The sequence below is a fragment of the Gilliamella sp. CG13 genome (assembly GCF_046635805.1).
GTDB lineage: Bacteria > Pseudomonadota > Gammaproteobacteria > Enterobacterales > Orbaceae > Gilliamella > Gilliamella apicola_I.
On sequence record NZ_JBIDFM010000001.1, the window covers coordinates 281,978 to 307,608 of the forward strand.

The following is a 25,631-nucleotide window of genomic DNA, read 5'->3' on the forward strand; positions in this document are numbered from 1 at the left end:
TTTACTCAATTCTACAGTAATAATTTTTTTATCTCTTTAGTTAGTTTATTAAACTATATTGAATCAATTTAGCTTTTTATCAAAACACCATCAGCGTTAATATTAACTGTATTACCCAGTTATCATCCCAATTGATTTTAATTAATCATAGATTTCCAGCTAATTAAATAGCTTTTTTATTGAAAGAGGAGTGAAATGAATTGCGTAAAATTTATAGATAATTTTATTTTTTATATCTAGGTAACTTTGGGTTAATTAGATGCAATATGATTGATAATTTATAAAGATATATTATTTAATTAATTCAATAGTTTTGTTAAATCTTTAAAAGATTACCTGTTAAAAGTCTTAAAGTTATTAAAAGTATCATATTTATACGAGTAACCTATTTATTCATCGTAGTCTTTATTTGCTATAGAATTTTAATTTGTTGCGCAATAATGATAACTATTCATGAAAGACCAAACTTTAATAATAAACCTCAGTTAAATAACTGAGGTTTATTTTGTTGAATTAATAAAATTCCAAAACTATGGCCAAGAAAAAAATTCTACTATATATAGAACAAATTTACCTAAACCAAAGAGTAAACAAGCCAGAATTCCAGATATACAAATAAAGAAGAGTATATGTATAAATACATGTTCTAGCGTTCTATGATTTCTCGGTACAGTACGAAACGTATTAGGATATAATACATTTTTATTTACTTTACACAAGCCATAGACATAATACTTACGCTCTGTTGGATCTGGATAATCATATAACAGTCTATCAAAATCCTTTGAGGTTAATTTAACTTCAATAGTACCTTCAATTTTCTTGCCGTTTCGCATTGCTACTAATTTAACAATCGAACGATCAGGTTCCATCAATATTGCTATTGATACTCCCTCTTCTTTTTGTTCGGATAAAAATCCGATTATTACAAAATTTGACATAATGGAATAAATTAATTAAATTTGTGAATACTTCACCAGTAGGTAGTTATATAACTCAACATTGTGAATTAGACTAACCTACTTTTATACTAAACCAATAATTCTGAAATTTCAATATTTTTTAATACCTAAGGTTTTTTACTCAATTCTACAGTAATCATTTTTTTATTTCTTCAGTTAGTTTATTAAACTATATTGAATCAATTTAGCTTTCAATCAAAACGCAATCAGCGTTAATATTAACTGAATTAGCCAGTTATCATCCCAATTGATTTTAATTAGTCATAGGTTTTCAGCTAATTAAATAGCTTTTTTATTGAAAGAGGAGTGAAGTGAATTGCGTAAAATTTGTAGATAATTTTATTTTTATATCAAGGTAACTTTGGGTTAATTAGATGCAATATGATTGATAATTTCAAGGCAATGAACCCTTATATCATTCAATAAAAACCCCAGTTAAATCAATAACTGGGGGGGTAAAATAAATTAAAAATTTAATTTATTTTTTGGATTGAGACCATGTTTGATGTAAATCGCGAATCTTATTTAAATCTAATTTCATCAACTTCAATGCAATATGAAACTTCGTATAAGAATCAAAATAATCTTTGAAATTATCAAAATAATCACTTTTACTTATAAAAGTTTCAGTTTCACTAACAATGATATCTTCATCAAAGCGAAGAACCAATGAGTATTCTAAGTAAGGGAAATAAGTATAAACTAAGATTTCACATCCTTTTACCTCTTCACTAGAAAAACAACCGTACTCAGATTTTCCTCTAGGCATACGTCTAAATCTTTTTTTCATGATTTAAATATTTTTTAGTTAATAAAATTTTTAAATTCATTAAGGCATAGGTAAATTATACTTTTGTAGTAAATTAATTTTAAAAATTAATTCTAGATTAGATTATATAGATAATCGGATTAAGTCAATTACATTCCTAAAAGTGATTAATTGTGAAAGTCTATAATATTGATATCTGAATTCATAATATTTTTGCTCTCTATTAATAAGGAAGTTGTGAGTTTCATAAACTTTTAAATAATTCTTTAGTTTTAAATCAAGATGACTCTGAATTGATTAAATGCTTTATAATTGATTATTCAAGCTATTTCATGACGATTTTCGTTTATATCATGCAATAAAAACCCCAGTTATACCAATAACTGAGGGGTAAAATAAATTAAAAATTTAATTTTTGAGAACAGAAGAAAATTTTATAAGAAAGAGTATCATGCGTGCATTGATATTACACAATCCCACAGCGTTAACAAACAAGGTTTCAAGAGTAAAATCACCCGCTAGATTATCAATAAAGACTTGTTCACTTATCGTAGTTTCTGTTGATTTAACTGTTTTTCCATCAATACGAAGTACCAATAAGAACTTCTTAATTTCTTCAATTCGATAAACAAAGATGTCAATTCTTTCTTTCAAATTTGGACAGGAAATATAACCTAATTCGGTTAATTTCTTGTCGTCACTTCTTTTTTTCATGAGTTTAATATTAAAATTTAACAATAATTTAAATTCATTAAGGTATAGATAAATTATACTTTTGTAGCAAATTAATTTTAAAAATTAATTCCATTCTATACTATATAGATTATCAAATTAGGTCAATAACACTTATAAAAGTTATTAGTTAATAAAGCCTATAATATTGAGATTTGAATTCATAATATTTTTGCTCTCTATTAAAAAGTAAGTTGTGAGTTTCATAAACTTTTAAATAATTCTTCAGTTTTAAATCAAGATAGCTTTGGATTGATGAGATATTTTATAATAGACTATTTAAATTATTCCATGACGACTTTTACTTAAGTCAAGCAATAAAAACCCCAGTTAGATCGACAACTGGGGGGTGAATTAAATTAAAATTAAAATTTAATTTTTAAACATAATATAACTTTTTAAGAAAGACTATTATGCGTGTAAAGACATTACACAACTTCACTGTTTCATCAAACAATTCAAGACCTGAAATACCAGATAAATGGTCATTAAGGACTTGTTGACTTATTATCGTTACTGTTGTTTTAATGGGATTTCCATTAATACGAAGTACCAATAAGTACATCTCAGTTTCTTCGATTTCATAAATGAAGATGTCAATTCTTTCTGGCAAATTTAGACAAGGAATATATCCGAATTCGATTAATTTCTTGTCGTTGTTTGTTTTTTGATTCATAAATTTGTAATTAAAATTAATTATTAATTTAAATTCATTAAGGTATAGGTAAATTATACTTTTGTAGTAAATTAATTTTTTTAAAATTAATTCTATTTAATATTATATAGATAATCGACTTAAATCAATAAAAAGATTAAAAATTATGAATTGAATAAGTCTATAATATTGTTATTCCAATTCATAATATTATTACTTTCTATAAATATAGATATATCTTTATTAAATATCATTTTATTTGTTTATATCATTATTTACTTTTTTGAAAGGTATTTTTAGGGATCGTTACTAACTACTTTCGATGGGTATATGGAATATTTTGTTTAATGTTCCTTTCTCAAACTCACCATGCTTTATATAATAAAAACCCCAGTTAGATAACTGGGGTTCTTTTGGATCAATAAAAAGTATTAAAAATAAATTAACACGATTTAGAAACCAAATAAACTAAGGTAGCCATCATGATAATCAGAATCATCACTAGTAATAACGTTAAACGTGATTGCTCTGAAGTCATTTTTTGTTCGCCAAATTGTTCAAATTCGTGTTTGAAATTTAAATCTCTTTTTGTAGATTCTTCTATAGATTCTTATTTTTTCTTTTAAAAGAATCTATAATCAATAACATACCTCTTTTCAACCCATTAAATAAAGACGATAAAAACGGCTTTATCCCCTTTTTTGCTAAGTGTAAAGATTTGACATGTTCCATAAATCTACACAAATAGAACTGTTGAAAAATACGACTTACAATATGAGGATCCTTACTAACAGCCTCATCATAAAGCGTTTTAGGCATTTCTAAAATAAGTGAATCTTCAACAATTTCATTTCCACGCATCAAAACTATGCGATAAATAGTAAGATCTGCATTTGCAAAAATTCCTAATGACATTTCACTTTGACTATCTAGGAATAAATAGCCTTTAAAATCATAATGTTTCATTTTTTAATTTTTTTAATGATTAAAATTGTGTGTACCACACCTGGGAGTTAACAGAAACTCAATAGTTATATTACACCGATAACAAAAATGTTTCAATTTTTCTTAACTTATAATAAGATTTTTTGATAATAACACACAAATTCTAAATACATTTTCATTTGCAAATAATAACAATTAATCATAACCTTTAATTAACATCTATTAGCATTAAAACAAACTAGATTTGAAATATTCTTAAGTTACCTTAATATTGCTTTAGATCACATATTAACTCTTTAATTTATTCTAAGTATGACCTCAACAAGACTTTTGTTTTAATCATGTAATAAAAAAACCCCAGTTAAATAACTGAGGTTTATTTAGATCAATTAATTAAATTCAAGATGATCTTAAAAAACTTTTGACAGATAAAGGAAATTCTATCTAAAAAATATGAAGCCATTTACCTAACAAATAAAACAAAGCCATAAATAAAGCAATTATCAGCATAAATTCGAAATGTAAACGATCTTCCTTACTTAGTAAATATTTCTTAGATTTTGAATCAGTCCTAGCTATTGTTCGAACAATTACACTTGGTGATAAAAAATCCTTGTCCACTTTACACATGTCAAAGACATGATACAAACGTTTTGATATGTCAGGATAATCAGCTATCAGTTCATCAAAACGCGCTGAAGTTAATTCAACTTCAGTTGTACCTTCAATTTTTTCGTCATTTCGCATTGCCACTAATTTGACCATCGAACGATCTGGATTCATCAATATTGCTATCGATATTCCATTTTCACTGTTTTCGGATAGAAATCCGTTAATTTTAAACATCATAATAAGATTTTAATTAATTAAATTTTGTGAATTACCTCACCAGTAGGTAGTATTTAATTCAATACTGTGAATTAAAGCAACCTGTTTTTATACTATACCGATAATTATAAATTTCAATATTTTTTTATCCCTAATGTATTTTAATCAATTCTACTATCCAAATTATTTGTTCATCGGTTAGTTTATTGAATACTTAATCACATTTTAACTTGATTAATTTATCTTTCAGCCAAAACGTCATCAATGTTATTACGTTTGATGTTAGCGGGTTATCACCTCGATTTGATATTAAGTTATCAGAGGTTTTCAGTAAAAAAATAACTTTTTATTGAAAAGAGCAATGGTGTGAATTGCGTAAAATTTATATATAAATCTCTGTTTTAAATCAATTTTATTTTAGATTAATTAGATACAATATGATTGGCAATTTTGATAATTTGATGTCAATGTCAACTTATATCAAACAATAAAACCCCAATTTAAATTAATAAATTGAGGTTAGATAAAATTAAACTAATTTAATTTTCTGAGTCTAGAAGATATTTCTATAAAGATGGCAATCTTAACAGAATTAGAAGGAAACAACCTAAAGGTTTTAACAAACCTTATATATTGATCATCATAAGTATCGACATTCTCTTTAAAAACTTGTTCACTTATAATAACCTCTGTTCTTTCAATGATTTGTCTATTCTTACAAAGGATCAATGAGTATTGATTGTCTTCTTCAATTCGATTAACTGAGATTGTCACCGCTAGGAACATTGAACTCGAAAGCATTTCGATTTCGCGAACTCTTCTTTTTGTACTTCTTCTTTTTTGCATGATTTAATTTTTTTATTATTTAAAAATTTTAAAATCATTAAGGCATAGTTAAATTATACTTTTGTAGTCAGTTAATTTTAATAATTAACTTTTTTATATTATATTGATAATCGACTTAAGTCAATAACATCCATAAAAATTATCTATTAAGAAAGCCCATAAAGTTGATAACGAAAATCACAATATTCCTGCTTTCTACTAAATAAATATGTCTTGATTGAACATTATTTTCAATCGGTTGAATAATCAATCACTTTTTTTGAAAAGTATTTTTTTCGATTACGCTTAACTAGTTTGGATTGATATAAGTGACATTTTGTTAAATGTTTCTCACTTGAAATCATTCATGCTTACTATAATAAAAAACCCCAGTTGAATTACCGGGGTCTGTTTAGAACAATTAAAAGATATAAGAAAAAAATAGTCCCAATAACAAAATTATCAATAAAATCCAAATAACATTAAAAGCAATAATCGAGAATCTGACTATCAATCTTTTTATTTCAGCCCTTTTTTCCATTTTTCGGATAAGCTTATTAATATCATCGACATCTAATGTATAACCAGAAGCTTCATAAGCTTTTAATAATCGATATTTATTCCGACAAACAGATAAAATAAATTGCTCATACTCTTCTTTAGTATAGTCGGCAAAAATGCTTTCACCTCTTTGTTCTGATTTCGAGCCTATTATGGCTATACGATAACAAGTAGAATTTATATCTGTATAAACTGCTACTGAGATTTCACCTGTACGACTTTCATATAAGAAGCCTTTAAATAGTAAATCATTCATTTCTTAAATTTTTATTTTTGTTTAATATGTGCACCTCACATGGGAGTTGACAAAACTCAGAATCTATATTATACCGATAATTCATATAATTCAAATTATTTATTTCTCAAAAACTGTTTTATGTAGACAGTAGGCAACGCTAACGCCACTGTCAGTTATAAAAATTATGGGAATGCTAATTTTGTTTAATAAATTAAAATAGAAGATTTGATAGAATTTGCCATTTTTTGTTTTGTTTATCTTGTAATGACTATTTATATAACTTCCATAGTTTATTGATCGATACTTAATCATACCTTTATTTGGTTAATTTATCTTTCTGCCAAAACGTCATTAACATTAGTGCTGGTTATATAGCTAGTTTATTAGCTTGATTTGATATTAAGTTATCAGAGATTTTCAGTAATTAAATAGCTTTTTTATTGAAAGAGCAATGGTGTAAATTGCGTAAAACTTGTAGATAATTTTTATATCAAATTAGTTTTAGATTAAGTGAATAAAATATAACTGACAATTTAAATAATTTTTTGATAATTTTCACCTATATCAAGCAATAAAACCCCAGTTAAATAAATAACTGGGGGGTGAATTAAATTAAAATTTAATTCGTTGTCAAACCTCCAAGAACAAATTTGTCGAATCCAATCAACTCCAACGCATTATAAAACAGGATAGAAGAATCAAAATAACTTTGAAAATTCTGCCGATAAACTTGTTCAGTTATAATCGTTTCTGTTTCTTTAATGCGCATTCCGTTGATATAAGCACACAATTTGTAGCATACTTCTTTTTCGGCTGTTTGACTTCGACTAACAAAAATTTGAAAGTCTTTCAAAATTGAACCAGGAACTTCCCCGATTCTGAATTCTGGAATGTGCGTTCTTAACGTTTGCATAATACTAAAAATTTAAAGTTAATAAAACATTTGAATTCATTAAGGCATAGGTAAATTATACTTTGTAGTTAGTTAATTTTAAAAATTAACTGCTGATTATATTATATAGATAATCGATTTAAGTCAATATTATTTATAAAAAAACAATTAAGAAAGCCTATAATATTTAAGCATAACCTCATAAGGTCTATCATTCTGATTATGCAATAAAAAACCCCAGTTATTAATAACTGGGGTTCATTGGATGAAATCATCGATTATAAGGACGAATATCAAATTTTGCGTGCTTACTCAATTTACAAATTTGGGCAGCTTTAGTAAAAGCATATCCAGGCTTTTCAAATTGACCGGTAATTTCATTATAAGTCTCTTCGCTAATTGAGACTTGCGTTCCAGGAATTGGTAAACAATAATACTCAGCTAATAATCCATAACACTCACAATTAGTCTCAGGATCTCGATAGCCTAGTACTTTGATTTCGAGACCTGACAGACATGATCCTGCGACACATCCTAGGTCTTTTAACTTAAAATTTTTAAGTTCATTTTTCATGATAATAACATTTTTTAATTGCATAGTAACGCTATGTTCGTATCATTTCAAAACTAAAGAAATGACGATTTATATTATAACGATAACCTACAAAAGGTCAATACTAATCACTCACTTTAACGCATAGATTTTATATAGTAACTTTAAACACTATTTATTGTGATTATTTAAATACTCTTTATATGTAAAAGTATTTTCCCTAATTTTGCCTCTCAAAACATAAAGATTAAAATGTAAAAATCTTAAATATTATCGCGATTATGAATAGTAATTAAACCTTGTAATTTATGATGAAAAACACCTAGACATCTATGATAAAACTGATATTCTATGCTCCTTTTTAAATACAACTATAAATGAAGGAAGAGGAAAGAAATGAATACAACTGAAAATAAGATAATATCATTTAGTATGAACCAATTGTTATTTAAACAATTAAGATTTGTGGGAACGATGCAGCAAATTTTTGGGGTTTTAGGAATCATTAGTGGCTCTTTAACTTGTTTAGGTATTATTACAGCAATAGTAGGTGTTCCGTTAATTATAACTGGGGTCAAACTGTTTCAATCGGGAAAAGGATTTAATCAAACAGCGACTCTTGGACGAGAAGAAGATATTATTTATGCTATTCAAAATTTACATGGTTATTGGAAATTCAACCTTATTGTTTTTATCTGTTCTATTGTAATGATGGTTATTTTCTTTATATTTGCTCTTTTATCCATTATTAGTGCAGTGAATAATCAATATTATTAACAATAAATTATCGTTCCTAAACTTAGGTTTTAAATATAAAAGATAACAATAAAAACCTCATTAATTAATGAGGTTTTTATTTTTTAAGAAAAACAACTTTGGAATGACTTTTATTCTATATCTTCGTTGTTGTCAGAAATTACATCGATAGGATCAGAAATGATTTGTTTATTCATTTCTTGTAGTGTTTTGGAACCATCAAGCGTTGAGTTTTTAATGTCAGTCACTATGCCCATTTCGTTAAAATAAATAGAATAAGTAATTTGGCTTATACCATTATGTTGTGGTTGTTGACGAAAAACATAATACCAAACGTTATCACCAAATACCGACGTTAACATAGGTGAACCCATTATAAAAATAACTTGATCTTTTGTTTGACCAACTTTCAATAAATCAATTGCATCTTGTGTTACATAATTACCTTGATTGATATCAGGTCTATATACCCAACGGTCTACCACTGAACAACCAGTTAATAATATACTAGCCACAATTGCAAGCGAGGTAAATTTACGAAACTGCATTTAACTTAATCCATATTGAAATTATAATAAGATGTATTATCGCTGATATTTGCACTAAGTGCTAGCCAAATTAATAAATTCTTTATGCATTTTATAAAAAAAGCGTTATTCTATTTTATTAATTAATATTTATTCTGTTGATCACAAACTTAATGGGTCTCGAATACTGTTTATAAACGACAAACAAAAGGTAAAAAATGAAATTAGAAACCATAGATCAAAAAGCGAGTTATGCTATTGGATTACAAATTGGACAACAATTAAAGGAGTCAGGTTTGAATGGTCTAGATCTTGATGCATTAAAATTAGCTATGCAAGACGTTCTAGCAAATAATCAACCTATTCTACCATTACAAGAATTGCATGATGCGCTTCGCCATATGCATGAAAAAGCCACTCAAGAGAAAGCAAAACAAGCTGAGAAAATAGCTCAAGCAGGTAAAGATTTTTTAGCAGAAAATATTAAAAAAGATGGGATTAAATCAACTGAATCCGGCTTGCAATATGAAGTCATTACCGAAGGTACAGGCGCCTTACCTAAATCAACAGACCGTGTTCAAGTTCATTATACGGGACAATTAATCGATGGTACGATTTTTGACAGTTCTGTACAACGTGGACAACCAGCTGAGTTTCCTGTTAATGGCGTTATTCAAGGTTGGGTTGAAGCTTTACAGCTAATGCCTGAAGGTTCAAAATGGAGATTGTATATTCCTCAAGAACTTGCTTATGGAGCACAAGGTGCAGGAGGCTCAATTCCACCCTACAGTACATTAATTTTTGATGTCGAATTATTGAAAGTTTTATAAATCTAATGGACGCATTTAAGCGTCCTTTTTTTATAATCTAACTATAAGCTCTAAATAACCTGCCAATAACAATAATGTTTAAAAGTTAACGACGATTAAAATAGAAATCAGCACCAATAATACCATCCTTTCCGATGTACCAAGAACAACAGATAAAATTGTTCATTTAAAGAATTACGATACATCACTTATATTACAGCATTTTAATTTTGCACGGTATATAAGTCTTTTGTTTTCCGATATAATATTCGATAATATTTTGAAAATAGGTAAGGAAAATTTTATGTCAACTAACCTCATCCGTATCGCTATTGCTGGCGCAGGTGGAAAAATGGGACGTCAATTAATTCAATCTGTTGCACAAATCGAAGGAGTAACTTTAGGTGCGGCATTTGAAAGACAAGGTTCTTCCCTCATTGGAAGCGATGCAGGTGAACTTGCTGGAATAGGCATTTGTGGTGTCACTATTACGGATAATTTAGAACTCGCCAAAGATCAATTTGATTTGTTAATTGATTTTACCCGACCTGAAGGTACGCTTGCCCATTTGAATTTTTGTGTTGAACATAAAAAAATGATGATTATAGGAACCACTGGTTTTGATTCTACAGGTAAGCAAGCCATAACGGATGCGGCAAAAAATATCGCTATTGTTTTTGCTGCCAATTTTAGTGTAGGTGTAAATTTGGTACTTAAATTACTTGAAAAAGCGGCAAAAATCATGGGAGATTATACAGATATTGAAATTATTGAGGCTCATCATCGTTATAAAGTCGATGCCCCATCGGGTACTGCACTTGCGATGGGTGAATCGATAGCTGAAGCTTTAAAATTCAATTTGAACGATCGTGCGATTTATTGTCGTGAAGGTCATACCGGTGAAAGACCAAAAGGAGCAATTGGTTTTTCAACTATCCGAGCGGGTGATATTGTTGGCGAACATACGGCAATTTTTGCCGATATTGGCGAACGTGTGGAAATTAGTCATAAGGCGTCTAGTCGGATGACATTTGCAAATGGCGCCGTCCGTGCTGCATTATGGCTTGCAAAACAGCCTGTCGGACTTTATGACATGCGAGACGTATTAAATTTGAATAATCTATAAATAATTGCAATGTCAGATGAATATTGGATGCAATATGCATTAACGCTTGCCAAACGTGCTGAATCCTTAGGTGAAATTCCGGTAGGAGCGGTAATTATCGATGAAAACAGTCAAGTCATTGGCGAAGGTTTTAACCAATCAATACTTACCCATAATCCAACTGCTCACGCTGAAATGCTTGCTATCGAGCAAGCGGGTAAGTGTATCAATAATTACCGTTTAATTAATACGACCCTTTTTGTCACACTTGAACCGTGTATGATGTGTGCTGGTGCCATTATACATAGTCGAATAAAACGAGTAGTATTTGGAGCAAGCGATTATAAAACAGGGGCTGCCGGCTCGTTTATTAATATTCTAGCTTATCAAGGCATTAATCACATTGCACAAGTGCAAGGTGGCGTATTAGCTGATGAGTGCAGCTTGCTACTCAGTCAATTTTTCAAAAAACGTCGCTTAGAAAAAAGAGCAGCCAAGATCGATGCTAACAAGATGATAGATAAGAACATACTATGAATAGTATAGGGTTATCAAATGTTATGCTAAGCAGATTAAAATAAGCTTTGTTATTCTTTTTATCTATGAAAATTGTTAGAATCTAATTTAAATTTTATTTTTTGAGTATTAGTAATGAAGAAACACACTTTAGAAATGATGATATCAACGGATGATATTCAAAAACGTATCAAAGAACTAGGGCAACAAATTAGTCAAGATTATAAACACAGCCAAAATGAACTTATTTTAGTCGGTCTGCTACGTGGTTCATTTATTTTTATGGCGGATTTAAGCCGTGCTATTACTGTCGGGCATGAAGTTGATTTTATGACCGCATCAAGTTATGGTAATGCCGTTGTCAGTAATCGAGATGTCAAAATATTGAAAGATTTGGATGAAGATATTCGTGATAAAGATGTGCTAATTGTTGAAGATATTATTGATACTGGTAATACGTTAAGTAAAGTCATGGCAATTTTAAAATTACGTCATCCTCGTAGTATCGAAATTTGTACGCTTTTAGATAAGCCATCACGTCGGGAAGTGGCTGTACCAGTAAAATACATTGGTTTTTCAATTCCTGATGAATTTGTCGTTGGTTATGGAATTGATTATGCTCAACATTATCGCCATTTACCTTATATCGGTCAGGTTACACTACTAGAAGCCTAAATAAATGTTGGTCGAAAATTTAGTCATTAATAGAATAAATCTGTGATACGACTTAATTAAAAGCCCTTAGTATTAAACTGAACAGATGTTAACAATCTGTGGTTTGCATAATCATTTAAAGTTATAGTACTGCGTTATAGCGCAATCAATAACCTTTTTAAAATTTCTGAAACAAAAAAGGATCGATGTCTATCAATCGATCCTATATCAAAACAGCTAAGTATATTTTTTACATTTTAATAATGTTAACTTAAGGTATCTGCATAAATTAAGTAAATATACCATTAATTAGTCCCTACTTTGCTTCATTGATATTATACATTAATGAAATAGTAGAAATCTTAGTCCCACTTCAGAATAAACTAAATGCTTATAGTAATTTATAATATTTTATTTGCTTATAAAAGGTTTTTCCCAAAGATCAAGGGGTTACCTTTACAATCTTAAACTTAAAATGTTAAAACTCAATATTAATAAATTAGACATTGATCCTTACAAAAGATGATATCAAAACTGATTTAGTTAGCTTATCATAGACGATGAAATATTAAATATGTTAAATTTACGTTCATGATTAGCCCAGAAATTAACAATTGATCGTTTTTTAACTTAAACTTCTTCGAGGTCTTTGTGTCACAATTTTCCTATAGGTTTTGTTTACTTTTAATGTTTACAATCATATCAACATCAAGCTATGCTGATATGAAGTTATCGATTAAAGGTTTATCGGGTGAACTTGCTGACAATGTCGATGCTCGTGTTTCATTAATTACCCCAGATAAAGTCGATAACACGCCTAATTTTAAACGGTATTTTGAAAGCGAGGTTAAAAAAGCGCTTCGAGCTTTGGGTTATTACGCTCCTGTGTTTCAATATAACACTCAAAATCCAAGAGTATTAGCGGTAACGATTTCAGCTGGTGAACCGATTAAAATTGAACAATTAAATGTGATTATTGAAGGTGAAGGCCAGCATGATAATGATTACCAACATTTACTCGAAAAAAACCTACCTAAAACGGGTGATATTTTAAATCATGGCATTTATGAGTCTTTCAAGAAAAGTTTGAAAAATCTCGCGTTAGAAAAAGGCTATTTTGATGCCAATATGACGCAACACCAATTAGCGGTGTCCATGGATCATCATCAAGCTTTTTGGAATATCGATTTTAATACCGGGCAGCGCTATAAATTCAGTCAAGTGAAATTTTCTAATACCAAAATAAGAGATGATTATCTTAAAAATATTATACCGTTTAAAGAAGGTGAACCTTATAGTGCCGAAAAACTTTCCATTCTTAATCGTCGATTAACTTCTACAAATTGGTTTAGTTCAATTGTTGTTGTTCCTGATTTTCCAAATGTTACAGCAGACAAATCACTACCAATCAATGTTGTCACCTCTCCCCGAAAAAAAAATAGCATGGATTTAGGGCTTGGATACTCAACCGACAATGGCGTATATGGCAAAATAACTTGGAATAAACCGTGGATTAACAGTCGTGGACAAAGTTTACAAAGTAATTTATCACTTTCTTCACCCGAACAATCCATTACAATGAGCTATAAAATCCCATTAAAAAAATCTCCCCTTGAACAATACTACACTGTTCAAGGTGGTTATAAAAAAATTGACAATAACGATACTAAATCACGTTCCTATACCTTTGGTGTGGTTCGATATTGGGACAATTTTGAAGGGTGGCAAAGCGCGCTAGGTTTAAATCTTTTACATGATGACTTTACGCAAGGTGACTCAAGTTTTAATACCCTTTTGTACTACCCTTCTATTAGTCTTTCACGAATTCGTAGCGATGGCAATCTTATGCCAATGTGGGGAGATTCACAACGCTATTCTGTTGAGGCAGCTACAAATTCTTTAGGATCCGATCTCAATCTTATTCGTTTTCAAACGCAACAAACTTGGATTCGATCCTTGTTTGATAGTCATCGATTTATTTTTCGGGGCAATTTCGGCATAATTCAGGCAAATAATTTTGATCGTGTTCCGCCTTCATTTCGATTCTTTGCAGGGGGTGACCGTAGTATACGAGGTTATAGTTACCAATCTATTTCGCCTAAAGATAAAAATGGTAAATTAAAAGGTGCGTCAAAGCTCATCACAGGTTCAGTTGAATACCAATTTAATTTAACAGGTGCTTGGTGGGGTGCTGTTTTTATTGATTCAGGTGAAGCAATTGATAAAGTCGATAAAACTAAATTTTATACAGGAAGTGGTATTGGTGTGCGTTGGGCTTCTCCGGTTGGACCAATAAAATTCGATTTAGCAACTCCGTTAACGCGAAGAGACTCTGGTTCAGTTCACCTATATATTGGTTTAGGATCCGAATTATAATATGGCTAAAAATCCCATTAGAGAAAAAAAATTAAAAAAAATTAAAAGAATACGAAAATGGAAAAAGCGTAGTATTGTAGTATTATCTATTTTCGTGTTTTTGGTCGTGTTTATTATCTTACTGCTTTATACCAGTTTAGGCGTTAAGTTCACCACTTATGTCTTAAGTAAAGCCCTACCCGAATTGAAAATTGAACAAGTGGAAGGGACATTAAGCGATTTACAGGTAAATGGTCTTTCATTGCAACTACCGGGTATTGATGTTCAGGTTGATAATGCATCATTAAAATTATCTGGGTTATGTTTGCTTGAAACTAAAATCTGTATCGAACAGTTTGAATCAAAGGGTATTAAAGTAAAACTGAACACCGATCAGATTATTACCGACCCCAATAAGCCAATACCAGACAAACGGGTTGTTTTGAAAACCCCATTACCAATCGAACTGAAAACGGCACATGTATCAGATGTGAAAGTTGATATTGATGATATGCAATTTGGTCTGTCTGATTTTACGGGTAAGGCGACTTGGGTAAACGAAAAAATTTATGTATTTCCTGCTGAGGCTCAGGATTTAAGTGCTATTTTTGCTGATCACCCACAAGTAAAATCAACAACAGATTCAGTTCAGAATGATTTGCCTCTTAATGAAAAGATAAATCAATTATTCAATCAGCCGTTAATCGAATCATTACCCCAAGTTACAATTCCTCTCGATATCAATGTCGGTCGCTTAACGGGTAATAATTGGCTTTTACATATTGGCGGAGAAGATTATCGATTTAACAATGTGACTATTCAAACTAATATCATCAATAATCATATTATCGTTCAACAGGTGAATACGGATGCGACAACTCCTTATGCTAATGGGCATGCTTTTGTTTCAGGAGATATTACATTAGGCAATGATTGGCCTGTTTTGGCATTTATTCAATTAAAAACAGCCAGTAATCAACTACATAGCCAATTTTCAGGTAAATTGTTAGGTGAATTGACGACAAATACGGTACTTGAAGGACTGAATTCAGCAAAAATTAATGCAAAAATCAATTTTATCGGAAAATATTTACCGGTGATGACCGACTTAAAGGGTAAACACATTCAATGGCCAATTGAAGGACAAGCGCAATATCAAGTTAATAATTTTAATCTTTCAATAGGGGGTAACGTCCAACAGTATGACTTATCAGCTAAAGGTAAATTTAAAGGTGACGATCTGCCCGATACGTCGTTTGATGTTATAGGCAAGGGAACGAATCAATCAGCCATATTCGATCATGGAATAGTGAAACTACCACAAGGGGAAATCAATGTTTCAGGTAATTTCGACTGGCAAAAAGCCTTACACTGGGATGCAAAAGTTAAATTTACTGATGTTGATACCAGCAAAGATTTACCAAACTATCCTATACGATTAAATGGTCAACTTAAAACCAATGGTCAGTTAGAAGGTGATAAATGGCAATTGAATCTTTCCGAAATCCAATTAAAAGGTAATATTAATCACGCTGATTTTTCAACTAATGGCAGTATTCAAATTAACTCTCATCAATCAATCAGTGCGAATAATTTTGTTATGGATTGGGGAAAAAATCATATCAATATCAATGGCGCTTCAGATAAAGAAAATTTGAGTGCTAAGTTAGAGTTATCCTCTTTATCATTATTGGCTGATGACTTACAGGGTTCAATTGTCGGCACGTTGAAAATGAATGGTAGCTTTAATGAACCAAACGTGGATACCGATATCAATATTCACCAATTAAGTTTGATGAATATGTCAATATCATCAGCCCAACTTTCCGGAAAAATAGAATATAAAAAACAAATTAGTGGACATTTAAAACTCATAGGACACGATATAGAACTTCCTAATCAAAGCATAAAAAATGCCAATATTGAGCTTAAAGGTAATGAAAGTCATCATGTTTTAGATATCAACCTTACAGGAACTCCAGCCTCATTCACAACATCACTCAATGGAAAATTAGATCCTGATCGAACAAAATGGACGGGGGATTTATCCCACGCTGTGTTAAATTTAGGTGATAAAAATCATTGGCAATTGGTTAAAACATTACCTTTATCTTATGATGTTACTCTTCAAGTTCCCACTATAGGCTCGCATTGTTGGTCAAACAAAGGGTCAAGTATTTGTTTAGATCAAGCACTATCTCCAACAGCTAACAGTAATACAAGTATCACGTTAAAAGATATTGATCTGGCAAAACTCCCTATTCCAAACGACGGTGAAACAAAACTAGCTGGCTTGATTAATGGTAAAGCTTATATAAAATTTAATGCAAATAGTGAAATGCCGAATATCAAGGCCAATATCAAAGGGAATGAAGTTTATATTCAACAGATGATCACATCCCAATCATTATCTATTCCATTTGAAATATTTACTATTAATGCTGAATTTAATCAACAACAAGCAAAGTTTGATTGGTTATTTAGCTTAAAACAATTAGGTAAAATGAGCGGTGATTTAACTATTATCGATCCCACTCAACAAAAGAAATTAAATGGAAAATTAAACATTGATCATCTTGCCTTAGCAATAATCAATCCCTTATTAGATAAAGATGATTTTGCTAAAGGCTCGATAAATGGCAACGTTAATTTTTCCGGGTCTTTAATGGATCCTTATTTAACAGGTAATATTGATTTAAAACACAGTGAAATAAAATCCAGTCAATTACCAATTGATTTGAAATCAGCAAAGGTAGATCTTAATTTCAATGGTAAATCCTCCAACTTAAAAGGAGTTTTAACCACCAAGTCTGGTAATATTGATATTAACGGTCACGCCAATTGGGATACATTTGATAAATGGCAAGCGGATCTTTCTGTCACGGGTGCAGCAATGGAAGTTACCGTACCGCCAATGGTTGTGTTAAGTATTATCCCCAATATTAGAATTGATGCGACCCAAGATGAGATAATTCTTTCCGGAAAAGTCAGTATCCCTAAAGGTAAGATTACCGTCGAATCGTTACCGGCATCCAGTGTTGATGTATCGCCTGACGAAGTTATGTTAGATAAAAATTATCAAGTAATCGAAAAACAAAAACTTGGCATAAAAATCAGTAGCCATATTGAAATTGATATTGGTGAACATGTGACTGTCGATGCTTTTGGGTTAAACGCATCACTGAAAGGCAATCTCCTTGCGGCACAAACCAACAAAGGCTTAGATCTGCATGGGCAAGTTTTGATTCCAACAGGAAGATTTCACGCTTATGGTCAAGATTTAGTTATCCGTAAAGGTATTATCACTTTTTCGGGCCCTACTGACCAAGCTAAGTTAGATATTGAAGCTATTCGTAATCCAGACTCAATTGATAACAGTAGTATTACAGCGGGTATTCGTGTAACAGGATCTTCGGAAGAGCCCAAAATTGAAATATTTTCAGATCCAGCCATGTCCCAGCAAGAAGCATTATCTTATCTAATACGAGGTCAAGGACTTGAAAGCACCGATCAAAGCGATAATGATATGATGACCGCCTTACTCGTTGGTATCGGTACGGCAAAAACAGGTAAATATATTGGTGATATTGGTAATGTCTTTGGAATAAAAAATCTTTCTTTAGACACGCAAGGAGCCGGTAATAATTCTAAAGTGGTTGTTAGTGGGTATATTTTGCCTAACCTACAACTGAAATATGGTGTAGGTATTTTTGATTCACTGGCGACATTTACTTTACGATACCGATTGATGCCAAGACTCTATTTAGAAGCAACATCTGGACTTGCACAAACGTTAGATTTTATCTACCAATTTGAATTTTAATCACTTATTAGGATAATTGAGTTAGCCTTATCAATTATTTGGTTAAGGCTAGCTAATTTTTACTGCCGATTAACATTTCTCTTTTTAAGCCAAAACCTTTTTGTTTTATCACATTGAATCCTGCATTGATTAAGTTTCGCCGAACAAATCCAGCCGCACTAAAAGTCGCAAACGTTCCCTTTTGTGACGTATATTCAAAACAGCTTTTAAATAAGGATTCTGACCACATGTCAGGATTTTTAGCGGGTGAAAATCCATCAAAGAACCAAGCATCAATCAACCCATTTTGTTTAGCCAAAAATTCCGGAAAATATTGAATGTCATCATAAAGTATATCTAAACTGACCTTGTCTAAATGACAGGTGTTATCCGTTAAATAGGCATATAACTGCTTGGCTAATAGTTGAAGTTGGCGTTCATCTTCTATGGCGGCTTGATGCATCTTCATCATTTCTGTCACTGATAACGGATATTTTTCAATACTGATAAATTTAAGTTGCTGAAGTTGATGGTTGGAATATTCTTTTTTAAAAGTTAAAAACGTTTGCCAGGCTATAAGAAAACTTAACCCCGAACCAAAACCCGTTTCACCAATAATAAAAGTATCTTTATCATGTTGGATAAAACGTTGCTGTAGATGATTGCCTTCAATAAAAACATATTTTGTTTCAGCAACTGCACCTTGTGTGTTGAAATAGATATCATCAAAATAGACAGACACTGGGGCTTGGTTTTCGTTCCAAATAATAGTTGATTTTTGCATGACGCCTCTTTACTCAGTTATCGTTGATCAAACTGTATATTGGCACAGTTTACGTATATAATACGCTAAATCAATTTATGAGGTAAATTATGGTTTTTCTTTTCCGCTTAATTACAGTTGTGTTAATAGGTATTGTAGTTTGTGTACTGGGCATTATATTTTGCCTATTCAATCCTCGGAATCCCAAAAACGTAGCCAGATTTGCACATTTATTTAGTTTTTTCTTTAAACCTATTTTGGGCGTTAAAGTTGATACTCGTCTCTATCCTGAGATTAGTAAAATAGGCAGTTGTGTTTATATCGCTAATCATCAAAACAACTTTGATATGGTTGTTGCCGCAGACGTTGTCCAACCCAAAACCGTGACTGTCGGAAAAAAAAGTTTAGCGTGGATTCCTTTTTTTGGGCAATTATACTATCTGACCGGTAATATTTTAATTGATCGTAATAATAAATCAAAAGCCCACGATACCATTGGACAAGTTGTTAAAGAAATTAAAACACGTGGCATATCGATTTGGATGTTTCCTGAAGGAACACGAAGTCGCGGACGTGGATTATTACCGTTTAAAACAGGCGCATTTAAAGCAGCAATTGCGGCAGGTGTTCCTATTGTGCCTATTTGCGTCTCTGATACCAATAACATTCAATTAAATCGTTTAAATAACGGTCATATGATTGTTGAAATGTTGGATCCTATTGACACCAAATCGTTACGTAAAGAAGACGCCAGAACATTAATGGAACAATGTTATCAACAAATGACTGAAAAATTAATTGAAATCAACAATGAAGTTAAGCAACTAAACAGTAAAAAATAATTAATGAATATGCAAGACCGTAATTTTGATGATATCAGTCATAAGTTTGCACAAAATATTTATGGCACAAGTAAAGGAAAAATTCGTGAAGCCATTGTCTGGCAGGAATTAGAAAATATATTAGCCACATTTCCAACAACCAAACCGTTGAAAATTCTTGATGCAGGTGGTGGACAAGGACAAATGGCTTGCCGATTGGCAAAATTAGGACATCATGTCACATTATGTGATATTTCTATGCAAATGCTAGAACTGGCACAAAAAAATGCCCAAGGAGAAAAGTTAAATATCAATTGTCATTGTTGTGCTATTCAAGATATTGATCATATCATTAATGAACAATATGATATGGTGATTTGTCATGCAGTATTAGAGTGGGTTGCCGATCCAATCAGTGTTCTCGAATCATTAAAAAAACACCTCAAACCCGAAGGGTATTTATCGCTGATGTTCTATAATTATCATGCACTTCTTTTTAAAACGGTGACACTTGGTAATTTTGGTTATACTCAATCAGGGCTTGCAAAACGTAAGAAAAAAACATTATCACCCGATTTTCCTCGAATACCAGATGATGTCTATCAATGGTTAGCCACGCTTGATTTTCATATTATTAAAAAAACGGGAATTCGTCTATTTCATGATTATATGAATAATAAAGAAAAAATAAATAGTCAGTTTGATCAGTTATTGGCACTTGAAAAGCAGTATTGCCAAGCGGAACCGTATCTAAGTCTTGCTCGATACATTTTAGTTACCGCAAAAAATGGCTAACACTTTTCATCATACTGATACTAAGCTTGAAATAGTTAAACTTCACTCGAAAATATTGGCTTAACTCGGTATGATAAACAGCGTAATTTAATTAATTAAGGAAAATAATGATAATCATCATATCTGATGGTATTGTTTCTATCGGAAGTAATATTGTTAATAGTCTGAATAATCAAAAAATTAAAGATGTTTTAGACGTTGATAATTTAATTGATGAGACAAAATTTGCCAATTTACTTGATTTAAATATGGCTGATTTTATTGATAAAGATGACTTTACTACGGCTATCGTTGCCGATCAGCAGTTAGACATTAAAGCAATATTTCATCACAATGTTTGTTCATCAACGATTATAAAAGGACATTAAATGAGAACACTAATTATTGGTCCTTCATGGGTTGGCGATATGATGATGTCGCAAAGTTTATATCGAACGTTAAAACAACTTCATCCTAATATTGAAATTGATGTTATGGCACCAGCATGGTGCCAAGCACTATTGAATAAAATGCCAGAAGTGAATCGAGCTATTGAGATGCCAATTGGTCATGGTAAATTCGGTTTAACCCAACGCTATCGACTCGGCAAATCACTCCGTCATAATCATTACGACCAAGCGATAATTTTACCTAATTCGTTTAAATCAGCTTTAATCCCTTTTTTTGCTAGGATTCATCAGCGAACAGGTTGGAAAGGTGAAATGCGTTATGGACTGATTAACGATCTTCGTAAACTTAATAAACAAGCCTTTCCATTAATGGTTCAACGTTATGTTGCCCTTGCCTACCCTAAGGATCAGATCCACACAGCAGAGCAAATACCACAACCCATACTTTGGCCTAAACTTGAAGTTTGTCAAACAGACATCAATGGCACGCTTAACACGTTTAAGATCAATGATAATTTGCCGTTAATTGGTTTTTGTCCTGGTGCTGAATTTGGTCCAGCAAAACGTTGGCCGGATTATCATTATGCCGCTCTTGGTGATATGCTTGTAAAGCAACATGCCAAAATTGTTATTTTTGGTTCTGATAATGATCGACAAGTTGGCGAAAAAATTATTGAACAAATGACACAAGGCGATCAGTGTATTAATCTTGCCGGTAAAACAAAATTGGATCAAGCGGTTAATTTAATTGCGGCTTGTAAAGCAATTGTGACTAATGATTCAGGATTGATGCATGTCGCCGCAGCTTTGGATCGCCCTTTGGTTGCGCTTTATGGCCCAAGTAGTCCAGACTTTACCCCACCCCTTTCTGATAAAGCTGAAGTTATTCGCTTAATATCAGGGTATCATAAAGTTCGTAAAGGCGATGCAGAACAAGGCTATCATCAAAGTTTGATTGATATAAAACCTGAAACTGTGTTTGAAACTTTAATGAAGCTTATTGCTCGTTGTGAAAAGAGTCATTAATTATGCGTGTACTTATTGTTAAAACATCTTCAATGGGTGATGTACTTCATACTTTACCCGCGTTAACTGATGCTGCCCGTCATTTACCTAATATGACTTTTGATTGGGTGGTTGAAGAAAATTTTGCGCAAATACCAACATGGCATTTTGCGGTAGATAAAGTGATCCCTGTGGCCATTCGGCGCTGGCGTAAAAACTGGTTCGGTAAATCTATTCGTCAAGAGCGTCACCAATTTATTCAATCACTACTTGAACGGGAATATGACTGTATTATTGATGCGCAAGGATTAATAAAAAGTGCTTTTTTTATCACACGTAAAGCAAGAGGCATTAAGCACGGTTTAGATCGTCATAGCATAAGAGAACCGATTGCCAGTTGGTTTTATGATGTTAAACATTCTGTTCCAAAATCAATGCATGCCATTGAACGAGTACGACAACTCTTTGCAAAAAGTCTTGGGTACGACCTATCTGGTGACATGGGTGACTATGCAATTGCAAGTCATTTTTTATCAGAATTACCGTCTGACCATGGACAATATTTGATATTTTTACATGCCACTACCAGATATGAAAAACATTGGACAGAAGACGCTTGGCGTCAATTAATACAATTGATAGCGCCAACCGGTTTAAAAATTAAATTACCTTGGGGAACGGCGAATGAAATGCAAAGCGCTCAACGCTTAGCACAAGGATTTAATCATGTCGAAGTGCTACCAAAATTGTCTCTTTCTCAAGTGGCGACTGAACTTGCTGGGGCTAAAGCTGTGGTTTCAGTCGATACAGGATTAAGTCATTTAACTGCGGCACTCGATCGCCCAAACATAACTTTATTTGGTCAAACCGATCCGAAATTAATAGGCGGTTATGGTAAAAATCAATTTAGTCTTGTCTCTCCAGATCAAAAAATGCAAACTATCTCAGCAACGAAGGTATATGAGCAATTAGCCCGTTTTTTGTAAAACAGGATAGAATTGAAATAACGTTATTGAAAAAGATTAAAGGAATCGAACTAATGAATAAATATTGTGAGCTCATTCGGGAAAAATATGCTCAAATCGGCAGTAATGAATTAGGCTATGTTGAAGATGCTTTAGGAGCCGTTATGTTGGTTTTAAATGAAGTTGCAGCTGATAAACAAGTACCTACTGAACTTAGAGAGAAAGCTGCTTATGCAGCAGCTAACTTATTTATGAGTGACTATGACATTAAATAGCCGTTGGTAAATTGATAATAAAACGTGTCGATTTATCATCTGATTCTACATAAATTGATCCCTTATGGGTTTCAATAATGGATTTAACAATGGCTAGCCCAATACCTGCGCCGGAACTGTCATTACGATGACGTGATTCATCGACACGATAGAATCGGTCAAAAAGATGTGGTAAATGTTTTTTATCAATTTTTTTGCCCGGATTAGAGATAATAATCTTAACCCGTTTTTCACTCATTTGACTTAACGTGATAGTTATGACCTCGTTATTCGGTGTATAACGAATCGCATTAGACAAAATATTACCAATTGCACGCCCTAACATCATTTTATCACCTTGTATGTGAGAACAGTGACCGTCGAGTTGGAAAGTAATATTTTTTTCATCGGTGAGAGGCTCGAAATAATCACACATCATCATAACCATGTTAGTAAGATCAATGTCAATCAAATTAGGCACAAGCTGGCGATTGTCTGCCTGCGCCAAAAATAACATATCAGAAATCATTTGTGACATTTTTTCATATTCTTCTAAATTAGAATATAAAATTTCACGGTACTCATTTGTCGTACGAGCGTTATTGAGTACAATTTGCGTTTGCGTGGTAAGATTAGTAATTGGTGTACGCATCTCATGTGCAATATCGGCAGTAAAATTATGCTGACGAGTAAAAACATCTTCCATACGATTAAGCATGTTATTAAATGCTCTGACCAAGCTTACATATTTAACCGGTACTGACGAGGTTGGAATACGATAATTTAAATTATTTAAACTAATTCTTTCAATCTTCTTGATTAAGCGATTGATTGGTTTTTGAGTATAGTAAATACTGATGAATGAACCGATTAATGCTAACACACAAGAAATAATAATTAGCAGACCTAATCCGTTTCTTAATCGATTAATAAATTCAAGTTGCACATCACGACGAACGGCAACAATCGTAGTGAATCGTTTACCGTCTTCCCCTATCACCCTTGATGCCGCAATTCGATAAGATGATTTATCTATCGTCTCAATAGAAGTACTGTCATTTTCAATAATCCGTTCTAACTCTTGTGATTTTAGTGCTATCGCTAAGTTGGGGCCTCGAGTGCGATAGACTATTTTGCCCATATCATCAATGATATAAACAAATAAGTGATGATGCCCGGTGAGAATTAGCAATAAATTTTGGATAAATTCATCACGATTATCATTCGGAGAATAATAAGTTAGTTCTCTTTCTATAGAGGTAATAACCGAATTTAATTCGGTCACATTTTGTCTGATTGAAAATTTTTCAAAAGACCGCTCGATCAAATAACTGAAACAATAAAGTAGTCCACATGTTATCAGACAAACAATAATGGGTAACCGAACGGAAATTAATTTACTCTGTTTCATCTAATACATCTATTTTATAACCCATTCCACGCACAGTATGAATAAGTTTAGGTTCGAATCCAGCATCTATTTTGTTACGTAACCGTCTTATGGCTACATCAATCACATTAGTATCGCTATCAAAATTCATATCCCAAACTTGTGAAGCAATTAACGATCGCGGTAACACTTCACCCGGATAACGTAAGAAGTATTCAAGTAATAAAAACTCTTTATTGGTGAGATCGATACGTTTATCTGAACGCGTCACTGTTCGCTTTGGCAAATCCATGACTAAATCAGCAATACTTAATTGATAATTGTTTACTTGCGGCACATTTCGTCTTAATAACGATTTAACTCTCGCTAATAATTCAGCGAATGAAAAAGGCTTCACTAAATAATCGTCGGCACCTAAATTTAATCCTTTAACTTTATCTTCAACACTTCCCATTGCTGTCAGCAATATAATTTGGGTGTCTTTACCCGCTTCACGCAATGACTGAACAATTTTCCAACCAACAATATCCGGTAACATTACATCCAGGATAATTAAATCATAATCTTCTGTCATTGCCCGATGATAGCCATCTAAACCATTTTTGGTTAGGTCAACAATAAAGCCTGATTCAATTAATCCTTGACGAAGGTATTCACCTGTTTTCTGTTCATCTTCAACAACTAACAATTTCATTTTAAATATTTCCTTTGCCAAAGTATCAGGTTATCTAACTTACATAATACTGTTCCTATGATATATGAAAA

Annotated in this window: 26 protein-coding genes; 13 read left to right on the forward strand and 13 right to left on the reverse strand. The window is 31.9% G+C overall.

Annotated features, from left to right (window positions below; genetic code table 11):
* Window positions 1-530 precede the first annotated feature (530 nt).
* From ACGH6R_RS01270 to ACGH6R_RS01310, 9 genes are all read right to left on the reverse strand, one after another.
* A complete protein-coding gene (locus tag ACGH6R_RS01270; RefSeq protein WP_267380493.1) occupies window positions 531-941 on the reverse strand; it encodes a hypothetical protein in 411 nt (136 codons plus the stop codon).
* Window positions 942-1,440: 499 nt separating this feature from the next.
* Entirely contained in the window at window positions 1,441-1,752 is a 312-nt protein-coding gene (locus ACGH6R_RS01275; RefSeq protein WP_411598679.1) for a hypothetical protein, read from the reverse strand.
* A 387-nt stretch (window positions 1,753-2,139) separates the two neighbouring features.
* Window positions 2,140-2,445: a hypothetical protein gene (locus tag ACGH6R_RS01280; protein ID WP_267359628.1), complete on the reverse strand. Its 306-nt coding sequence runs from the start codon at window positions 2,443-2,445 to the stop codon at window positions 2,140-2,142.
* 397 nt (window positions 2,446-2,842) lie between these two features.
* Window positions 2,843-3,028, reverse strand: coding sequence for a hypothetical protein (locus ACGH6R_RS01285; protein WP_411598680.1), 186 nt, complete (start codon window positions 3,026-3,028; stop codon window positions 2,843-2,845).
* Between the two features lie 690 nt (window positions 3,029-3,718).
* Window positions 3,719-4,084 carry a hypothetical protein gene (locus ACGH6R_RS01290; RefSeq protein ID WP_065559470.1) on the reverse strand — a complete coding sequence of 122 codons (366 nt, stop codon included), beginning with the start codon at window positions 4,082-4,084 and terminating at the stop codon, window positions 3,719-3,721.
* Window positions 4,085-4,507: 423 nt separating this feature from the next.
* Window positions 4,508-4,912: a hypothetical protein gene (locus ACGH6R_RS01295; protein ID WP_065559469.1), complete on the reverse strand. Its 405-nt coding sequence runs from the start codon at window positions 4,910-4,912 to the stop codon at window positions 4,508-4,510.
* Between the two features lie 1,225 nt (window positions 4,913-6,137).
* Window positions 6,138-6,533, reverse strand: a complete 396-nt coding sequence (locus ACGH6R_RS01300) for a hypothetical protein (protein ID WP_065559467.1) — start codon at window positions 6,531-6,533, stop codon at window positions 6,138-6,140.
* A 601-nt stretch (window positions 6,534-7,134) separates the two neighbouring features.
* Complete coding sequence (locus ACGH6R_RS01305; protein WP_267359631.1) at window positions 7,135-7,428, reverse strand: hypothetical protein; 294 nt, start codon at window positions 7,426-7,428, stop codon at window positions 7,135-7,137.
* 250 nt (window positions 7,429-7,678) lie between these two features.
* The gene (locus ACGH6R_RS01310) at window positions 7,679-7,981 is read right to left on the reverse strand and encodes a hypothetical protein (protein ID WP_267359633.1); all 303 of its coding nucleotides are present in this window, start codon (window positions 7,979-7,981) and stop codon (window positions 7,679-7,681) included.
* 375 nt (window positions 7,982-8,356) lie between these two features.
* Between ACGH6R_RS01310 and ACGH6R_RS01315 the strand changes: the two genes are divergently transcribed.
* A complete protein-coding gene (locus ACGH6R_RS01315; protein WP_267380489.1) occupies window positions 8,357-8,737 on the forward strand; it encodes a DUF5362 family protein in 381 nt (126 codons plus the stop codon).
* A 110-nt stretch (window positions 8,738-8,847) separates the two neighbouring features.
* Here the strand turns inward: ACGH6R_RS01315 and bamE are convergent, their stop codons facing one another.
* A complete protein-coding gene (gene bamE, locus ACGH6R_RS01320) occupies window positions 8,848-9,264 on the reverse strand; it encodes an outer membrane protein assembly factor BamE (RefSeq protein WP_065559463.1) in 417 nt (138 codons plus the stop codon).
* A gap of 197 nt (window positions 9,265-9,461) precedes the next feature.
* Here bamE and ACGH6R_RS01325 point away from each other — a divergent pair, with 197 nt between their 5' ends.
* From ACGH6R_RS01325 to ACGH6R_RS01350, 6 genes are all read left to right on the forward strand, one after another.
* Window positions 9,462-10,073 (forward strand): FKBP-type peptidyl-prolyl cis-trans isomerase, encoded by a 612-nt coding sequence (locus ACGH6R_RS01325; protein WP_411598681.1) that lies wholly within the window; start codon window positions 9,462-9,464, stop codon window positions 10,071-10,073.
* 283 nt (window positions 10,074-10,356) lie between these two features.
* Complete coding sequence (gene dapB, locus ACGH6R_RS01330; protein WP_267350711.1) at window positions 10,357-11,178, forward strand: 4-hydroxy-tetrahydrodipicolinate reductase; 822 nt, start codon at window positions 10,357-10,359, stop codon at window positions 11,176-11,178.
* Window positions 11,179-11,187: 9 nt separating this feature from the next.
* A complete protein-coding gene (tadA, locus tag ACGH6R_RS01335; protein WP_267359635.1) occupies window positions 11,188-11,694 on the forward strand; it encodes a tRNA adenosine(34) deaminase TadA in 507 nt (168 codons plus the stop codon).
* 114 nt (window positions 11,695-11,808) lie between these two features.
* On the forward strand, window positions 11,809-12,348 hold the full coding sequence (gene hpt / locus ACGH6R_RS01340; protein ID WP_267350709.1) for a hypoxanthine phosphoribosyltransferase: 540 nt from the start codon (window positions 11,809-11,811) through the stop codon (window positions 12,346-12,348).
* A 666-nt stretch (window positions 12,349-13,014) separates the two neighbouring features.
* Window positions 13,015-14,703, forward strand: a complete 1,689-nt coding sequence (locus ACGH6R_RS01345) for an autotransporter assembly complex protein TamA (protein WP_411590929.1) — start codon at window positions 13,015-13,017, stop codon at window positions 14,701-14,703.
* Window position 14,704: 1 nt separating this feature from the next.
* Window positions 14,705-18,505 carry a translocation/assembly module TamB domain-containing protein gene (locus ACGH6R_RS01350; protein WP_411598682.1) on the forward strand — a complete coding sequence of 1,267 codons (3,801 nt, stop codon included), beginning with the start codon at window positions 14,705-14,707 and terminating at the stop codon, window positions 18,503-18,505.
* 52 nt (window positions 18,506-18,557) lie between these two features.
* Here the strand turns inward: ACGH6R_RS01350 and mnmD are convergent, their stop codons facing one another.
* On the reverse strand, window positions 18,558-19,268 hold the full coding sequence (gene mnmD / locus ACGH6R_RS01355; RefSeq protein WP_411598683.1) for a tRNA (5-methylaminomethyl-2-thiouridine)(34)-methyltransferase MnmD: 711 nt from the start codon (window positions 19,266-19,268) through the stop codon (window positions 18,558-18,560).
* An 89-nt stretch (window positions 19,269-19,357) separates the two neighbouring features.
* Here mnmD and ACGH6R_RS01360 point away from each other — a divergent pair, with 89 nt between their 5' ends.
* The 6 genes from ACGH6R_RS01360 to ACGH6R_RS01385 all read left to right on the forward strand — a co-directional run bounded on the left by ACGH6R_RS01360 (window position 19,358) and on the right by ACGH6R_RS01385 (window position 23,497).
* Window positions 19,358-20,089 carry a 1-acylglycerol-3-phosphate O-acyltransferase gene (locus ACGH6R_RS01360; protein WP_267350703.1) on the forward strand — a complete coding sequence of 244 codons (732 nt, stop codon included), beginning with the start codon at window positions 19,358-19,360 and terminating at the stop codon, window positions 20,087-20,089.
* Window positions 20,090-20,098: 9 nt separating this feature from the next.
* Window positions 20,099-20,863 carry a methyltransferase domain-containing protein gene (locus tag ACGH6R_RS01365; protein WP_411598957.1) on the forward strand — a complete coding sequence of 255 codons (765 nt, stop codon included), beginning with the start codon at window positions 20,099-20,101 and terminating at the stop codon, window positions 20,861-20,863.
* A 107-nt stretch (window positions 20,864-20,970) separates the two neighbouring features.
* Window positions 20,971-21,231 (forward strand): hypothetical protein, encoded by a 261-nt coding sequence (locus tag ACGH6R_RS01370; RefSeq protein ID WP_411598684.1) that lies wholly within the window; start codon window positions 20,971-20,973, stop codon window positions 21,229-21,231.
* The gene (gene rfaF / locus ACGH6R_RS01375; protein WP_411598685.1) at window positions 21,232-22,278 is read left to right on the forward strand and encodes an ADP-heptose--LPS heptosyltransferase RfaF; all 1,047 of its coding nucleotides are present in this window, start codon (window positions 21,232-21,234) and stop codon (window positions 22,276-22,278) included.
* A gap of 2 nt (window positions 22,279-22,280) precedes the next feature.
* Complete coding sequence (gene rfaC / locus ACGH6R_RS01380) at window positions 22,281-23,243, forward strand: lipopolysaccharide heptosyltransferase RfaC (RefSeq protein WP_267350697.1); 963 nt, start codon at window positions 22,281-22,283, stop codon at window positions 23,241-23,243.
* Window positions 23,244-23,296: 53 nt separating this feature from the next.
* Window positions 23,297-23,497, forward strand: a complete 201-nt coding sequence (locus ACGH6R_RS01385; protein ID WP_411598686.1) for a YaeP family protein — start codon at window positions 23,297-23,299, stop codon at window positions 23,495-23,497.
* Here the strand turns inward: ACGH6R_RS01385 and ACGH6R_RS01390 are convergent.
* A complete protein-coding gene (locus ACGH6R_RS01390) occupies window positions 23,490-24,887 on the reverse strand; it encodes a heavy metal sensor histidine kinase (RefSeq protein ID WP_267359651.1) in 1,398 nt (465 codons plus the stop codon). The genes ACGH6R_RS01385 and ACGH6R_RS01390 overlap by 8 nt on opposite strands.
* Window positions 24,874-25,560: a heavy metal response regulator transcription factor gene (locus tag ACGH6R_RS01395; RefSeq protein WP_065559449.1), complete on the reverse strand. Its 687-nt coding sequence runs from the start codon at window positions 25,558-25,560 to the stop codon at window positions 24,874-24,876. Before ACGH6R_RS01395 ends, ACGH6R_RS01390 begins: the two co-directional genes overlap by 14 nt.
* Window positions 25,561-25,631 lie beyond the last annotated feature (71 nt).

Bases quoted from the DNA above. Each gene is read 5' to 3' on its own strand.
- ACGH6R_RS01395 (WP_065559449.1), bottom strand. From the start codon at position 25,560: ATGAAATTGTTAGTTGTTGAAGATGAACAGAAAACAGGTGAATACCTT.
- ACGH6R_RS01295 (WP_065559469.1), bottom strand. From the start codon at position 4,912: ATGATGTTTAAAATTAACGGATTTCTATCCGAAAACAGTGAAAATGGA.
- tadA (WP_267359635.1), top strand. From the start codon at position 11,188: ATGTCAGATGAATATTGGATGCAATATGCATTAACGCTTGCCAAACGT.
- mnmD (WP_411598683.1), bottom strand. From the start codon at position 19,268: ATGCAAAAATCAACTATTATTTGGAACGAAAACCAAGCCCCAGTGTCT.
- ACGH6R_RS01305 (WP_267359631.1), bottom strand. From the start codon at position 7,428: ATGCAAACGTTAAGAACGCACATTCCAGAATTCAGAATCGGGGAAGTT.
- ACGH6R_RS01365 (WP_411598957.1), top strand. From the start codon at position 20,099: ATGCAAGACCGTAATTTTGATGATATCAGTCATAAGTTTGCACAAAAT.
- ACGH6R_RS01350 (WP_411598682.1), top strand. From the start codon at position 14,705: ATGGCTAAAAATCCCATTAGAGAAAAAAAATTAAAAAAAATTAAAAGA.
- ACGH6R_RS01275 (WP_411598679.1), bottom strand. From the start codon at position 1,752: ATGAAAAAAAGATTTAGACGTATGCCTAGAGGAAAATCTGAGTACGGT.
- hpt (WP_267350709.1), top strand. From the start codon at position 11,809: ATGAAGAAACACACTTTAGAAATGATGATATCAACGGATGATATTCAA.
- ACGH6R_RS01270 (WP_267380493.1), bottom strand. From the start codon at position 941: ATGTCAAATTTTGTAATAATCGGATTTTTATCCGAACAAAAAGAAGAG.
- ACGH6R_RS01370 (WP_411598684.1), top strand. From the start codon at position 20,971: ATGATAATCATCATATCTGATGGTATTGTTTCTATCGGAAGTAATATT.
- ACGH6R_RS01310 (WP_267359633.1), bottom strand. From the start codon at position 7,981: ATGAAAAATGAACTTAAAAATTTTAAGTTAAAAGACCTAGGATGTGTC.
- ACGH6R_RS01325 (WP_411598681.1), top strand. From the start codon at position 9,462: ATGAAATTAGAAACCATAGATCAAAAAGCGAGTTATGCTATTGGATTA.
- ACGH6R_RS01290 (WP_065559470.1), bottom strand. From the start codon at position 4,084: ATGAAACATTATGATTTTAAAGGCTATTTATTCCTAGATAGTCAAAGT.
- ACGH6R_RS01285 (WP_411598680.1), bottom strand. From the start codon at position 3,028: ATGTACTTATTGGTACTTCGTATTAATGGAAATCCCATTAAAACAACA.
- ACGH6R_RS01385 (WP_411598686.1), top strand. From the start codon at position 23,297: ATGAATAAATATTGTGAGCTCATTCGGGAAAAATATGCTCAAATCGGC.
- ACGH6R_RS01315 (WP_267380489.1), top strand. From the start codon at position 8,357: ATGAATACAACTGAAAATAAGATAATATCATTTAGTATGAACCAATTG.
- dapB (WP_267350711.1), top strand. From the start codon at position 10,357: ATGTCAACTAACCTCATCCGTATCGCTATTGCTGGCGCAGGTGGAAAA.
- ACGH6R_RS01390 (WP_267359651.1), bottom strand. From the start codon at position 24,887: ATGAAACAGAGTAAATTAATTTCCGTTCGGTTACCCATTATTGTTTGT.
- ACGH6R_RS01345 (WP_411590929.1), top strand. From the start codon at position 13,015: ATGTTTACAATCATATCAACATCAAGCTATGCTGATATGAAGTTATCG.
- ACGH6R_RS01360 (WP_267350703.1), top strand. From the start codon at position 19,358: ATGGTTTTTCTTTTCCGCTTAATTACAGTTGTGTTAATAGGTATTGTA.
- ACGH6R_RS01280 (WP_267359628.1), bottom strand. From the start codon at position 2,445: ATGAAAAAAAGAAGTGACGACAAGAAATTAACCGAATTAGGTTATATT.
- bamE (WP_065559463.1), bottom strand. From the start codon at position 9,264: ATGCAGTTTCGTAAATTTACCTCGCTTGCAATTGTGGCTAGTATATTA.
- ACGH6R_RS01300 (WP_065559467.1), bottom strand. From the start codon at position 6,533: ATGAATGATTTACTATTTAAAGGCTTCTTATATGAAAGTCGTACAGGT.
- rfaC (WP_267350697.1), top strand. From the start codon at position 22,281: ATGCGTGTACTTATTGTTAAAACATCTTCAATGGGTGATGTACTTCAT.
- rfaF (WP_411598685.1), top strand. From the start codon at position 21,232: ATGAGAACACTAATTATTGGTCCTTCATGGGTTGGCGATATGATGATG.